The sequence below is a fragment of the Streptomyces thermocarboxydus genome (assembly GCF_024760485.1).
In the GTDB taxonomy this organism is placed as follows: domain Bacteria; phylum Actinomycetota; class Actinomycetes; order Streptomycetales; family Streptomycetaceae; genus Streptomyces; species Streptomyces cellulosae.
Genome location: NZ_CP058273.1, coordinates 3,974,069 through 3,987,563 on the forward strand (window position 1 = coordinate 3,974,069; position 13,495 = coordinate 3,987,563).

Sequence of the window (13,495 nt, forward strand, 5' to 3'; positions counted from 1 at the left end):
GGGCGCCCCCGCGCTTCGTACGGACGGGCGAGACCTGGGCAAAGTCTACCGGCGGTCCTCCGGCTCCCGTGGGGCCTCTCGCCGACGGGAGCGGGGAAGGACCCGCAGCGCGTCCCCTATGTCCGCCACTTCCAGTACCTTCATGCCCGCCGGAACCCTGCCCGGATCGCCCGGTACCAGGGCGTGCGTGAAGCCCAGGCGGTGTGCCTCGGCCAGCCTGCGCTGCACGCCCGTGACGCGTCTCACCTCGCCCGCGAGGCCGACTTCGCCGATCGCGACGAGGTTCTTCGGCAGCGGGGTGTCGCTCGCGGCGGAGGCCAGGGCGAGCGCGACGGCCAGGTCCGCGGCCGGCTCGGAGAGCTTCACGCCGCCGACCGTCGCGGAGTAGATGTCCCTTTTGCCCAAGGCGCTGATCCTGCCGCGCTGTTCCAGCACGGCCAGCATCATCGAGACGCGGGAGGTCTCCAGGCCGGACGTGGTGCGACGGGGGGAGGGGATCTGCGAGTCCACGGTGAGCGCCTGCACCTCGGCGACCAGGGGGCGGCGGCCCTCCAGGGTGACGGTCAGACAGGTGCCCGGGACCGGTTCGTCACGACGGGTCAGGAAAAGTCCGCTCGGGTCCGCAAGGCCCGTGATGCCCTCGTCGTGCAGTTCGAAGCAGCCGACCTCGTCCGTCGTGCCGTAGCGGTTCTTGACGCCGCGGACCAGACGCAGGCGCGCGTGGCGGTCGCCCTCGAAGTGCAGCACCACGTCCACCAGGTGCTCCAGCAGGCGGGGGCCCGCGATGGCGCCGTCCTTGGTGACGTGTCCCACGAGGAGCGTGGACATCCCGCGCTCCTTGGAGGCGCGGATCAGCGCGCCCGCCACCTCGCGCACCTGGGCCATGCCGCCCGGCGCGCCGTCGATCTCGGGGGACGCGACCGTCTGCACCGAGTCCAGGATCAGCAGCGACGGCTTCACCGCGTCCAAGTGGCCGAGGACGGCGGACAGATCCGTCTCGGCGGCGAGGTAGAGGTGGTCGTCGATGGCGTGGATACGGTCGGCGCGCAGCCGGACCTGACTCGCCGACTCCTCGCCCGTGACGTACAGGGTGCGGTGCTCGTCGCTCGCGGACTTGGCGGCGACGTCCAGCAGCAGCGTGGACTTGCCCACACCCGGCTCGCCCGCGACCAGCACCACGGCGCCGGGCACAAGACCGCCGCCGAGCACCCGGTCCAGCTCGGGCACGCCCGTGGACCGGGCGGTGGCCTGCTTCCCGTCGACCTGCCCGATCGGCAGCGCGGACGTGGTGACCCGCCCCGGCGCCGTCGTCCGCACGGCGGGCGCCGCACCGTACTCCTCGACCGTCCCCCAGGCCTGGCACTCGGGGCACCGCCCGAGCCACTTGGCCGTCTGCCATCCGCACTCGGTGCAGCGGTAGGACGGACGGTCCTTGGAGGTCTTGGTACGGGCAGCCATGCCCACAAGGTAACGGCCCCCTCTGACACCGGGCCCCGTCCCGCCCCGGAGCGGGCCGGCGTGACCTCCGACCCGCCGGGTGCGGCGCCGCGCCGCGATGGCCGGCCCCCGGCCCGGCAGGCCGTCCTGACACCCTGACGGCGAGGGCTGTCCGTCCTCGTGCGGGCCGCGGCGCGGCGGGCGCATCGCCCGGCCGTGGCGCCGGGTGGCGCCCGCCGGGCTCGGCAGGGCCACGCCCGGCGGACGCCAGGCGAACCGTCACGCATCCGCAGCGCCCGAGGGCCTGCGTGCGCCGTGCGGGCGCGGTCCGTCCGGGTGCCGAGGAGGCCGGGGCTACAAGCCCCGGCGGGGCCCGGAAGGCGCCCGCGTCCACGGCGCGGCAGCCCGCGTCGTGGCCGCTCACCGGGCGGGGAAAGGTTCCTGTCCCCGGATTGAGGGATCGTTTCACCCGTACGGATTAAAAGTGCGCACGGCGCCGGAAGGCGTCGCCTCCCGGCCCCTACGGTCGCCGAATGACGAGCAGCGGCCCGGACACCTCGACCCGTACGTCCACCCGTACGACCGGAACCCACCGGACGCACCGGGAAGCGCGCGACCGAGCGGCGGCGCGCACGCTGGCCCGGCGGCCGGCCGCCCGCTACGAGCCGCATCTGGACGGCCTGTTCACCTACTGCCTGTCCGTCCTGTGCGACCACGACGCGGCGACCGCCGCCCTGGCCGACGCGCTCCACCTCGCGGAGCGCCGCGACCGGCACGTCCCGGACGAACTCGGCGGCCTCCGCGCCTGGCTGTACGCCCTCGCCCGCTGGGCGTGTCTGCGCAAGCTGGCCGAGGCCCGGCAGAAACGTCAGGCCTCCCATGCCGGCGGCCGCTCCAGCAGGCAGCGCGCCTCCGGGGAGGGCCAGGACGCCCCCGCCGTACCCCCCGAGGAGCAGGAGCGGCGCCGCCGTGAACTGGCCGCGCTGGCCTGGCCGGAGGCCGCGGGGACCAGCCCGGAGCAGCGCGAGGCGCTCGAACTCGCCGTACGGCACCGTCTCGCCGCCCACGAGGTCGCCGCCGTGCTCGGCATGGCCCCGGCCGCGGCACGCGAACTGCTCGCCGCCGCCGCATGCGAGGTGGAGCGCACCCGCGCGGCCCTCGCCGTCGTGGAGACCGGCGCCTGTCCGGGCGTGGCGCACCTCACCGGCGACCAGGGGATGGTGCTCGGCACCACGCTGCGCCGCGAACTCGTCCGCCATGTCGACGACTGCCCGCGCTGCCGCCGTACCGCCGAGCGGGCCGTGCCCGGCCGGTGGCCCGGCACCAGCGTCACCCCGGACACCCTGCCGCTCGTGCCGGTGCCGACCGCCGCCCTGCACACCGCCCTCGCGCACCACCCACGCGCGCGTGGCGCCGCGCCCCGCTTCGACCGGCGCGGCTTCCCCATGGACCCCAAGGACCGCGTCGCCCGCCGCGACCGCCTGCGCGCGCGTGCCGTCACGACGACCGTCGTCGCCACGGTCGTCGCCGCGCCCGTGCTGGCGCTGTGGGCCGCCTACCGGGGCACCCCGGTGGGCGAGGGCCTGGGCGGCGGCCCCTCCTCCGCCCGCGAGGACGGCACCGTGGACTTCGACGGCGAGGGCGGCGCCGGCTACGAGAACGCCGGCAACGCCGAGCCCCGCCCCCGCACCCGCTTCGACGCCGAGGGCGAACCGGACGTGTCCGTGGAGGTCGTCGAGGTCACCGGCGCCGGGCACAAGGGCGCCGCCGCGCTGGGCGTGACGGCCGCCCACAGCGGCGACACCACGCTGATCACCCTGACCGCGCGGGGCGAGGGGCCGGTCCGCTGGTCCGCGTCCACCGGCGCCTCCTGGCTCTACCTGAACCGCTCGTCCGGCATCCTCGCCCCGGGCGAGTCGGTCACGATCCGGGTGTTCGTCGACCAGCTGCGCGAGCCGTCCGGCCACTGGCGGGCCACGGTCGTGATCTCCCCGGCGGGCTCGGTGGTGTCCATCGAGGGGTACGGCCCCGCGCCGTCCACCCCCGTCACCGGCTCCCCGTCGGCCCCGGGCACCCCGAGCGGCCCGCCCCCGTCGCCCTCGCACCCCACGCCGACGACGCCGACGCCCTCGGACCCCACGCCCACCGACCCGCCGTCCTCCTCGGACCCGGACCCCGAGCCCTCGACGGACGACCCCACCCCGAGCGACCCGACCCCCACCGATCCGTCGCCCTCGGACCGCGAGCCCCCGGAGCCCAGCGGCTCCACGCCCGCCGAGCCGGGCACCCCGGACCCGGCGATGTCGTAAGGCATGAGAAGGCGCCCGCCCCCTGACTCGGGGGACGGGCGCCTTTCAACGCCGGGAGAGACCCGTCAGGACGGGTCCGCCGGGTGCGGCGCGAGCAGCGGCAGCTGCGACGCCAGCCGCTCCTCGCACAGCTCGGCCAGACGGTCGTACCCCGCCTTGCCCATCAGCTCGATCAGCTCCGCGCGGTAGGAGACGTACACCGGCTCGCCCGCGCCGTGCGCCGACGTCGCCGACGTGCACCACCAGTGCAGGTCGTGGCCGCCCGGGCCCCAGCCGCGCCGGTCGTACTCGCCGATCGACACCTGCAGCACGCGCGTGTCGTCGGGCCGGTCGATCCAGTCGTACGTGCGCCGGACCGGGAGCTGCCAGCAGACGTCCGGCTTGGTCTCCAGCGGCTCGCGGCCCTCCTTGAGGGCGAGGATGTGCAGCGAGCAGCCCATGCCGCCCTTGAAGCCGGGACGGTTCTGGAAGATGCACGAGCCCTGGAACGGGCGCGTCTGACGCTCGCCGTCCTCGTCCTCGGAGGTCCACCCGTTGCGGGTGCCCTCCGCGTGGTGCTGCCAGATGTCCGGTGTGAGACGCGCCACATGCTCGGCGACGCGCTTCTCGTCGTCTTCGTCGGAGAAGTGGGCGCCCAGGGTGCAGCACCCGTCGTCCGCGCGGCCCGCCTGGATGCCCTGGCAGCCACTGCCGAAGATGCAGTTCCACCGTGAGGTGAGCCAGGTCAGATCGCAGCGGAAGACCTGCTCGTCGTCCGCCGGATCAGGGAATTCGACCCAGGCGCGGGCGAAGTCGAGCCCCTGCTCGTCGTCGGCGGGCGCCGGGCGAGGCGCCTGCGGCGGGGCCGGCACCCGCGAAGGATCCACGGCCGCCCCGGCCTGCTTGTCCTTCCTGGCCGTTTTGTCCGTCTTCTCGTCCTTCGCCTTTTTCGTCTTTGGCACCCGTCCAGGGTAAGTCGCCCCGGGCCGTACCCGGCACCGGTCCGGCCGTCGAGAAGCGGGCAACACGGAGCGCCGCCGGCAGTAGCGTTTCGTACATGAGACTCGGTGTCCTCGACGTGGGTTCGAACACGGTGCATCTGCTGGTGGTCGACGCCCACCCCGGCGCGCGGCCGCTGCCCGCGCACTCGCACAAGACCGAACTGCGCCTCGCCCAGCTCCTCGACGACGAGGGGGCGATCGGCCCCGACGGCATCGACCGGCTCGTCGCCGTCGTGCACGAGGCGCTGCAGGCCGCCGAGGACAAGGGCGTGGAGGAGCTGCTGCCGTTCGCGACCTCCGCGGTCCGCGACGCCCGCAACGCCGACGACGTCCTCGCCCGCGTCCGCGAGGAGACCGGCGTCGAACTTCAGGTGCTCAGCGGCGAGGAGGAGGCCAAGCTCACCTTCCTCGCCGCCCGCCGCTGGTTCGGCTGGTCCTCGGGGAAGCTGCTCGTCATCGACATCGGCGGCGGCTCCCTGGAGATCGCCTACGGCATGGACGAGGAGCCCGACGCGGCCGTGTCGCTGCCGCTCGGCGCGGGCCGCCTCACCGCCGGCTGGCTGCCGGGCGACCCGCCCGAGGCCGAGGAGGTCCGCGCGCTGCGCCGCCACGTGCGCACGGAGATAGCCCGCACGGTCGGCGAGTTCAGCCGCTTCGGGGCGCCGGACCACGTGGTGGCCACCTCCAAGACGTTCAAGCAGCTCGCCCGGCTCGCGGGCGCCCCGGGCTCCGCCGAGGGCCTGTACGTCCAGCGGGAACTGAAGCGCGAGTCGCTGGAGGCGTGGGTGCCGCGCCTGGCCGGGATGACCGCCGCCGAGCGCGCCGAGCTGCCGGGCGTCTCCGAGGCCCGCGCGGGCCAACTCCTCGCCGGCGCGATGGTGGCCGAGGGCGCCATGGACCTGTTCGGCGTGGAGCGGCTGGAGATCTGCCCCTGGGCGCTGCGGGAGGGCGTCATACTCCGCCGCCTCGACCACATGGGCCCGGCCTGACCGCCGACGGGGGCCGCCCGGAACGCCCCGCGCCCCGCTATGGCAAACGCCACAACGGCCAGGCGGCACCCCGCACCGCCCCCACCCCACCCCGTAACCTGAGGCTCGTGGCAGAAGCAAGGGACGTAGTCCGCATCCCGGATGCGAAGGTCGCCCTGTCGACGGCCTCCGTGTACCCGGAGTCGACGGCGACGGCCTTCGAGATCGCCGCGCGCCTCGGGTACGACGGCGTCGAGGTGATGGTCTGGACGGATCCGGTCAGCCAGGACATCGAGGCGCTCCGCCGGCTCAGCGACTACCACCGCATCCCCGTCCTCGCCGTCCACGCGCCCTGTCTGCTGATCACACAGCGCGTGTGGTCCACCGACCCCTGGACCAAGCTCCAGCGGGCCAAGTCCGCCGCCGAGAAACTCGGCGCGTCGACGGTCGTCGTCCACCCGCCGTTCCGCTGGCAGCGGCAGTACGCCCGCGACTTCGTCGACGGCATCTGGCGGATGGCGGACGAGACCGACGTGCGGTTCGCCGTGGAGAACATGTACCCCTGGCGCTACCGCGACCGCGAGATGCTGGCCTACGCCCCCGACTGGGACGTGACCAAGGAGGACTACCGCCACTTCACGATCGACCTCAGCCACGCCTCCACTTCCCGCACGGACACCCTGCACATGGTGGAGCGCATGGGCGACCGGCTGGGGCACGTGCACCTGGCCGACGGCCGGGGCTCCGCCAAGGACGAGCACCTGGTGCCCGGCCGCGGCGACCAGCCGTGCGCCGAGGTCCTGGAGGGGCTGGCGCGCAGCGGCTTCGACGGTCATGTCGTGATCGAGGTCAACACCCGGCGCGCCATGTCCAGCGCCGAACGTGAGGCCGACCTGGCGGAGGCCCTCGCCTTCACCCGTCTCCACCTCGCCTCGCAGTCCTCCCCTTCCTCCCTGTCCACCCCCTCCTCCCTCCGGGTGCCACGGCGATGAACGGCGTCACCGCGAGCGACGGCCCGGCCGCCTCCGCGAACGGCACCGGCGCCCCCCGGCGCCGCGGACGCCCCCCGGCCGGCGAGTCGGCCGGCACCCGCGACCGCATCCTTGACGCGGCCCGCGAGCAGTTCTCCGCGCGCGGCTACGAGAAGACGTCCGTCCGGGGCATCGCCAAGGCCGCCGGGGTGGACTCCGCCCTCGTGCACCACTACTTCGGCACCAAGGAGCGGGTCTTCGAGGCCGCGGTCGAGGTCGCCTTCGGGCCGGTGCTCGACCAGCGGGACTCCGTGATCGAGGGTCCGCTCGACGAGGTGGGCGAGCGGATGACCCGCATGATCATCGGCCTGTGGGAGAACCCGGTCACGCGCGCCCCGCTGCTCGCGATCGTCCGCTCCGCCGTCAACAACGACGCCGCGGCCGCCGTCTTCCGCCGTCTCGTCGCCACCCAGCTGCTGCGCCGGGTCGCCGGACAGCTGGACCGCCCCGACGCGGAGCTGCGCGCCGAGCTGGCCGCCGCCCAGCTCGTCGGCATCGCGATGGTCCGGTACGTGATCCGGGTCGAGCCGCTCGCCTCCGCCGACCCCGAGGACATCGTCCGGCGGGTCGCGCCCGTCGTGCAGGGCCACCTCACCGGGCCCTGAGCGCGGGACGCCTGAGACACGCGTATCGCATTCCGGACACCTTGTCCCGCCCTCTGGATGACCGGCGTACGCTCGGTGCAGTCAGAACTCTCTGGCGGAGACTCCCCGAAGGTCTGAAGGAGCGAGCGACGATGCCCGAGCTGAGGTCCCGCACAGTCACCCACGGCCGCAACATGGCGGGCGCCCGCGCCCTTATGCGCGCCTCCGGTGTACCCGGTGCGGACATCGGCCGGAAGCCGATCGTCGCCATCGCCAACAGCTTCACCGAGTTCGTCCCCGGCCACACGCACCTCGCGCCGGTCGGCCGGATCGTCAGCGAGGCGGTCGTCGCGGCCGGCGGCATCCCGCGCGAGTTCAACACCATCGCCGTCGACGACGGCATCGCGATGGGCCACGGCGGCATGCTCTACTCGCTGCCCTCCCGCGACCTGATCGCGGACAGCGTGGAGTACATGGTCGAGGCGCACCGCGCGGACGCCCTGATCTGCATCTCCAACTGCGACAAGATCACCCCGGGCATGCTCAACGCCGCGCTGCGGCTGAACATCCCGACCGTCTTCGTCTCGGGCGGCCCCATGGAGTCCGGCCGGGCCACCCTGGTCGACGGCACGGTCCGCACGCTGGACCTGATCGACGCCATGGTCGAGGCCGCCAACGACAAGGTGTCCGACGCGGACGTGCTCCGCATCGAGGAGAACGCCTGCCCGACCTGCGGCTCCTGTTCCGGCATGTTCACCGCCAACTCGATGAACTGCCTCACCGAGGCCATCGGCCTCTCCCTCCCCGGCAACGGCTCGGTCCTCGCCACCCACACCGCCCGCAAGGACCTCTACGTCCGCGCGGCCGAGACGGTCATGGACCTCACCCGCCGCTACTACGAGCAGGACGACGAGACGGTCCTGCCCCGCTCCATCGCCACCTTCCAGGCGTTCGAGAACGCGATGGCGCTGGACATCGCCATGGGCGGCTCCACCAACACGATCCTGCACCTGCTGGCCGCCGCCCAGGAGGCGGAGGTGCCGTTCGGCCTCACCGAGATCGACGCCCTCTCCCGCCGCGTGCCGTGCCTGGCGAAGGTCGCCCCGAACGTCGCCAAGGACCGCACGTACTACATGGAGGACGTGCACCGCGCGGGCGGCATCCCCGCCCTGCTCGGTGAGCTCCACCGCGCGGGCCTGCTCAACGAGGACGTCCACGCCGTCCACAGCCCGTCCCTCTCCGACTGGCTGAAGACCTGGGACATCCGCGCCGGCTCCCCCTCCCCGGAGGCGGTCGAGCTGTGGCACGCGGCCCCCGGCTGCAAGCGCTCCGCCGAGGCCTTCTCCCAGTCCGAGCGGTGGGACTCCCTCGACGAGGACGCCGAGGGCGGCTGCATCCGCTCCGCCGAGCACGCCTACTCCAAGGACGGCGGCCTCGCGGTGCTGCGCGGCAACCTCGCCGTCGACGGCTGCGTGGTCAAGACGGCCGGCGTCGACGAGTCCATCTGGACCTTCGAGGGCCCGGCGGTCGTCTGCGAGTCGCAGGAGGAGGCCGTGCAGAAGATCCTCACCCAGCAGGTGAAGGAGGGCGACGTCGTCGTCATCCGCTACGAGGGCCCCAAGGGCGGCCCCGGCATGCAGGAGATGCTCTACCCGACGTCGTACCTGAAGAGCCGCGGCCTGGGGAAGGCCTGCGCCCTCATCACCGACGGCCGCTTCTCCGGCGGCACCTCCGGCCTGTCCATCGGCCACGCCTCCCCGGAGGCGGCCTCCGGCGGCACGATCGCCCTGGTCGAGGACGGCGACCGCATCCGCATCGACATCCCGAACCGCTCCGTCGAGCTGCTGGTCTCCGACGAGGAACTGTCCCGCCGCGAGGAGGCCCTCGCCGGCCGCTACGCCCCCAAGAAGCGCGACCGCAAGGTCTCCGCGGCCCTGCGCGCCTACGCGGCGATGGCGACGAGCGCGGACAAGGGCGCGGTGCGGGACGTGACCAAGCTGGGCTGAGGCTCCGTACCTCGCTCTCCGACCCCGCTGCCTGTCACCAGGCGGCGAGGTCGCTCGCGTCGACGGCGAAGACGGTGCCGTCGGGGGCGGAGGCGTAGACGCGGCCGCCGGCGAGGACGGGCGCGGGCAACGAGGCGACGACCCGGTCACCGGCCCCGAGACGGGGCCGGGTCTGCCCGACGAGCCGCCCGCTCCCCGCATCCACGGCCAGCAGCCGCCCGTCGGGCGCGGACAGGAACACGTGCCGCCCGTCGGAGACGGGGGCGGAGGCCCGGGTGAGGCCGGTTTCGAGGGTCCAGAGGCGGTCGCGGGTCTCCAGGTCGAACGCCTCGAGCGAACCGCCCTGGGCCATGACGTGCACGACCTTCCCGCGCCCGGTGGCCACGGTGTCGTAGCGCGGTACGGGCAGGGCGTACCGGGTCGTCGTACCGGAACCGGGCGCGTGGCGCACCAGGGCGTCCGTCCGGGGGGACAGCGGGTCGGCGGAGACGAAGTGCACGGCGTCCCCGTCGGTCGCCACGGGCGTCAGCGCCCCTTCCATCCGATCCTGCCAGCGCACCTCGCCGTCGCCCGGGTCGAGTGCGGTCACCTGGGTGTGGCCGCCGTCGGGCGCGATACTCGTCACGACCACAGGGGCCGACGCACCGAACACGGTGACGTCCGTGATCTCGCTCTGGGGCGGGACGGTGCGCTCCCACACGGTCTCCCCGGTGGCGCCGTTCACCGCGGTCACGGTGCCGTCCCCGTCGCCGAGGATCACGAGCGCGCCTGTGGAGCGGACATCGACGCCCCCGGGGACGGTCCGGTCCCAGACCGTACGGCCGGAGACGGCGTCGAGTGCCTCCAGTTCGGTGCCGCCCCCGTACGACAGGACCGTGCCGCCGGAAATCACCGGGGCGTCGGCCTCGGCTCCCGTCGCGTGCCGCCAGAGAACCTGGCCGTCGGACGTCCGCAGCGCGGACACCGTTCCGTCGTGCGCACACAGCACCGCGCCGGAAGCGACGGCGCACCGTGGCATGCCGCCCGTGTCGGAGAGCGGCTCGGACGCCCAGCCGGCGAAGGCCGCCGCGCTGTGTGTGACGGGCCGCTCCGGCGGGGCGGTGTCGCCCAGCCGCACGGCGACCACGGTGCCGGCGACGACGGCCGCGAGTGCGGCGCCGCTCACGAGCATCCGGCGAAGTGCGAACCGTCGTCGCGGAGCCTCTTCCTCCGGCGCAGGCTTCTCGGGGGCCCGCTCGGGACGGGGGCGGGACCCGCTGTCCGGCTCGTCGTCGATGCGCTGACTCGGTATGAAGACCCGGGTGTCGTACGACGCCGACACCGTCCGCAGTCCGGCCATCAGCTCGTCCGGCCTCGGCCGTTCCTCCGGCTCCTTGGCCAGGCACCGCCGCACCAGGTCGGACAGCTCGTCGGGAACGCCCGTCAGATCGGGCTCGTCGTGCACCACCTGGTACGCCACGACGTACGGGCTGTCGGAGTCGAACGGCCCGCGTCCCGTCGCCGCGTGCACCAGCACCGACCCCAGCGCGAAGATGTCCGCCGCCGGCCCCACCTCGCGCGGCCGACGGAACTGCTCGGGCGCCATGAACGGCGGCGTTCCGATCAACTTGCCGGTCTCGGTGCGCAGTTCGCTGTCTTTCGGCCGCGAGATGCCGAAGTCGATGACCTTCGGACCGTCCTCGGACAGCAGGACGTTGCTCGGCTTGAGGTCCCGGTGCACGACCCCGACGCGGTGGATGTCACGCAGCGCCTCCGCCAACCCGGCCATCAAGCGCCGTAGTTGGGAGGAGCCCAGCGGACCGTTCCGCTTCACCTCGTCGGCGAGCGTCGGACCGGGGATGTAGAGGGTCGCCATCCATGGCAGCTCGGCCTCGGGGTCGGCGTCGACGACCGAGGCGGTGAACGCGCCGCTGACCCGCCGGGCCGCCGCGACCTCTTGCCGGAAACGGCCCCTGAACTCCGGGTCCTTGGCGTACTCGGCGTGCACGACCTTCACCGCGAGCTTCAGACCTGAGGTACTGCGCGCCAGATGCACCACGCCCATGCCGCCCGAGCCCAGAAGCCGTTCGAGCCGATAGTGGCCGGCGAATTCGGGACGTTCCGCTTCCGCGCCCGCCCCGGCGTCCTGCTGTGGCGCCATGGGACCACCCCCGTGCTGTTCGTACGCGCGCGCGACGCTCGGAGCCTAATCGATGTCTCGTACGGGACCGAGGAGGCTTGCTAGCCTCCGTGTTCGAGTCGCACACGGGTGTTTCACGCCGCGACTCGGGGGAATCAACGCGACCCCGGATACACCTGGGGTTTCACACGGGGGAGGTACACATGTCCGTCGATCGTGTCGAAGAACCTGCGACCACCGAGGACACCGTCACCACGACCGCTGCGGCGGTCCGCTACTACAACGTCGCGCCCGGCGTCCGCCTGAACGTCCGCAGCGGTCCGGGCACCAGCTACTCCGTCGTCCGCGTCCTGCCCGAGGGGTCCCAGGTCGCGATCTACTGCCAGCGGCCCGGCACCACGGTGACGGGCCCGTACGGCACGTCGAACATCTGGGACAACATCAGCAACGGCCAGTACGTCTCGGACGCGTACATCTACACCGGCAGCGACGGCTACGTGGCCTCGCGCTGCGTCTGACCACCACACCTCTCCCGGGGAGACCATGAATTCCGTACGACGCAGATTCGCCGTGTCGGCCGCCGTTGCCGGCGCCTTCATGATGGTGCTCGGCAGCGCCTCCCAGGCGTCGGCCGCCACCTCCTATCCGACGGCGCCCGGGTACCAGGTGAACGTCCGCAGCGGCCCGGGCACCAACTACACCATCGTCCGGGTACTGCCCCAGGGATCGCAGGTAAGGATCAACTGCCAGACCTCGGGCACCACGGAGACCGGCCCCTATGGGACGTCGAACATCTGGGACAACATCGGCAACGGCCAGTACGTCTCGGACGCGTACGTCCACACGGGCAGCGACGGCTACGTGGCGCAGCGTTGCGCCTGACCGCCCCAGCGCGAACTACCCCCTCATCCGGGTGCTGCAGCCGGGCTCGCAGGTGCCGATCTTCTGCCAGCCCCCGGGCACAAAGGAGACCGGCGCCTACGGGACGTCGACCATCTGGGACAACGCCGCCGACGGGCAGTTCATCTCGGACGCGACGTGTACACCGGCAGCGGCGGCTACTTCCGGCCGTGCTGCTCCTTCTGATGAACACCGACATCCCAAGAGGACCCAGATGACGCCCTTGAAGCGGAAATCATTCGTGCTGGCCGGAATCGCCGGTGCCTTTCTCACCGTGCTGGGCGCCGCCGGTCAGGCGGCGGCGTCGGTCCCGTACTACGACATCGCGCCGGGTGTCCGGCTGAACGTGCGCAGCGGCCCCGGCACCAGCTACCCCATTATCAAGGTCCTGCCCGAGGGCACCCGCGTCGCGATCTACTGCCAGCGGCCCGGCACCACGGTGACGGGCCCGTACGGCACGTCGAACATCTGGGACAACGTCGCCAATGGCGAGTACGTCTCGGACGCGTACGTGTACACCGGCAGTGACGGCTACATCCGCCCGCGCTGCTCCTGACCCGCCCCCGGGGGCCCGGCCCACCCGGGCCCCCGGGCGATAATCGAAGCGTGAGCGACGCACACGGCACCCCGGACCACCGCACCCAGGCCACCCCCGCCGGCCCCCAGCCCGAACCCCTCCGCTTCTTCGGCACGACCTGGGTCGACCACTCCCGTGGGTACGCCGTGCGCAGGCTCGGTGTCGCCGTCGGGTCGCTGGCCGCCGCGGCCGCCGCCTGCTTCGTGCTGCGGTTCGCCTACCAGGGGCTCCAGATCGCCGCCGTCGGCGGCTTCGTCTCGCTGCTCGTCGTCGTGATGTTCGCGGTCTGCAGCGCCCTCGCCTTCGGCCACACCTGGTCCTCCTTCTCCACCCGCCCCGACCCCGACCGCCAGTCGTCCCTGCGCGGACTGCTGTCCATCGGGTTCGTCGGCTCGCTCCTCGCCTACTTCTTCCGTTCCCTCACCGAGGCCCCCGGCGAGAAGCTGCACCGCGCCGAGTACGAGCAGGCCCGCCAGGAGTACGACCGCCGCATCACCCGCCGCTCCGGCAACCCCGCCCGCAAGCGCCGCCGCCACGACGCCTGACCGGCCTCCCCCCGGCCGCCGGCCCAACGGCAGGGAAAA

At 73.2% G+C, this 13,495-nt stretch carries 12 protein-coding genes; 9 read left to right on the top strand and 3 right to left on the bottom strand.

The genetic code is table 11. The features are described 5' to 3' along the window. Window positions 1-45 precede the first annotated feature (45 nt). Complete coding sequence (gene radA, locus AY578_RS18345; protein WP_019526656.1) at window positions 46-1,458, bottom strand: DNA repair protein RadA; 1,413 nt, start codon at window positions 1,456-1,458, stop codon at window positions 46-48. A gap of 512 nt (window positions 1,459-1,970) precedes the next feature. On the opposite strand from radA, the gene AY578_RS18350 reads away from it, so the two are divergent. Further along, window positions 1,971-3,746, top strand: a complete 1,776-nt coding sequence (locus AY578_RS18350; RefSeq protein WP_028959439.1) for a hypothetical protein — start codon at window positions 1,971-1,973, stop codon at window positions 3,744-3,746. 65 nt (window positions 3,747-3,811) lie between these two features. Here AY578_RS18350 and AY578_RS18355 read toward each other — a convergent pair whose 3' ends face one another. Continuing rightward, window positions 3,812-4,687, bottom strand: coding sequence for a DUF3109 family protein (locus tag AY578_RS18355; protein WP_028959438.1), 876 nt, complete (start codon window positions 4,685-4,687; stop codon window positions 3,812-3,814). Window positions 4,688-4,782: 95 nt separating this feature from the next. On the opposite strand from AY578_RS18355, the gene AY578_RS18360 reads away from it, so the two are divergent. The 4 genes from AY578_RS18360 to ilvD all read left to right on the top strand — a co-directional run bounded on the left by AY578_RS18360 (window position 4,783) and on the right by ilvD (window position 9,315). Continuing rightward, a complete protein-coding gene (locus tag AY578_RS18360; protein WP_019526659.1) occupies window positions 4,783-5,715 on the top strand; it encodes a Ppx/GppA family phosphatase in 933 nt (310 codons plus the stop codon). A gap of 107 nt (window positions 5,716-5,822) precedes the next feature. After that, window positions 5,823-6,686, top strand: a complete 864-nt coding sequence (locus AY578_RS18365) for a sugar phosphate isomerase/epimerase family protein (protein ID WP_136239896.1) — start codon at window positions 5,823-5,825, stop codon at window positions 6,684-6,686. Next, window positions 6,683-7,330, top strand: a complete 648-nt coding sequence (locus tag AY578_RS18370; protein WP_019526661.1) for a TetR/AcrR family transcriptional regulator — start codon at window positions 6,683-6,685, stop codon at window positions 7,328-7,330. Before AY578_RS18365 ends, AY578_RS18370 begins: the two co-directional genes overlap by 4 nt. Before the next feature lie 131 nt (window positions 7,331-7,461). After that, window positions 7,462-9,315, top strand: coding sequence for a dihydroxy-acid dehydratase (gene ilvD / locus AY578_RS18375; RefSeq protein WP_215049149.1), 1,854 nt, complete (start codon window positions 7,462-7,464; stop codon window positions 9,313-9,315). A gap of 34 nt (window positions 9,316-9,349) precedes the next feature. Here ilvD and AY578_RS18380 read toward each other — a convergent pair whose 3' ends face one another. Next, a complete protein-coding gene (locus AY578_RS18380) occupies window positions 9,350-11,455 on the bottom strand; it encodes a serine/threonine-protein kinase (protein ID WP_258903028.1) in 2,106 nt (701 codons plus the stop codon). A 182-nt stretch (window positions 11,456-11,637) separates the two neighbouring features. On the opposite strand from AY578_RS18380, the gene AY578_RS18385 reads away from it, so the two are divergent. The 4 genes from AY578_RS18385 to AY578_RS18400 all read left to right on the top strand — a co-directional run bounded on the left by AY578_RS18385 (window position 11,638) and on the right by AY578_RS18400 (window position 13,456). Beyond that, a complete protein-coding gene (locus AY578_RS18385; RefSeq protein WP_019526665.1) occupies window positions 11,638-11,952 on the top strand; it encodes an SH3 domain-containing protein in 315 nt (104 codons plus the stop codon). Window positions 11,953-12,031: 79 nt separating this feature from the next. Then, window positions 12,032-12,316 carry an SH3 domain-containing protein gene (locus tag AY578_RS18390; RefSeq protein WP_026244095.1) on the top strand — a complete coding sequence of 95 codons (285 nt, stop codon included), beginning with the start codon at window positions 12,032-12,034 and terminating at the stop codon, window positions 12,314-12,316. A gap of 232 nt (window positions 12,317-12,548) precedes the next feature. After that, window positions 12,549-12,890 carry an SH3 domain-containing protein gene (locus tag AY578_RS18395; protein ID WP_026244096.1) on the top strand — a complete coding sequence of 114 codons (342 nt, stop codon included), beginning with the start codon at window positions 12,549-12,551 and terminating at the stop codon, window positions 12,888-12,890. 50 nt (window positions 12,891-12,940) lie between these two features. Next, on the top strand, window positions 12,941-13,456 hold the full coding sequence (locus AY578_RS18400) for a hypothetical protein (RefSeq protein WP_019526668.1): 516 nt from the start codon (window positions 12,941-12,943) through the stop codon (window positions 13,454-13,456). The last annotated feature ends 39 nt before the right edge of the window (window positions 13,457-13,495 follow it).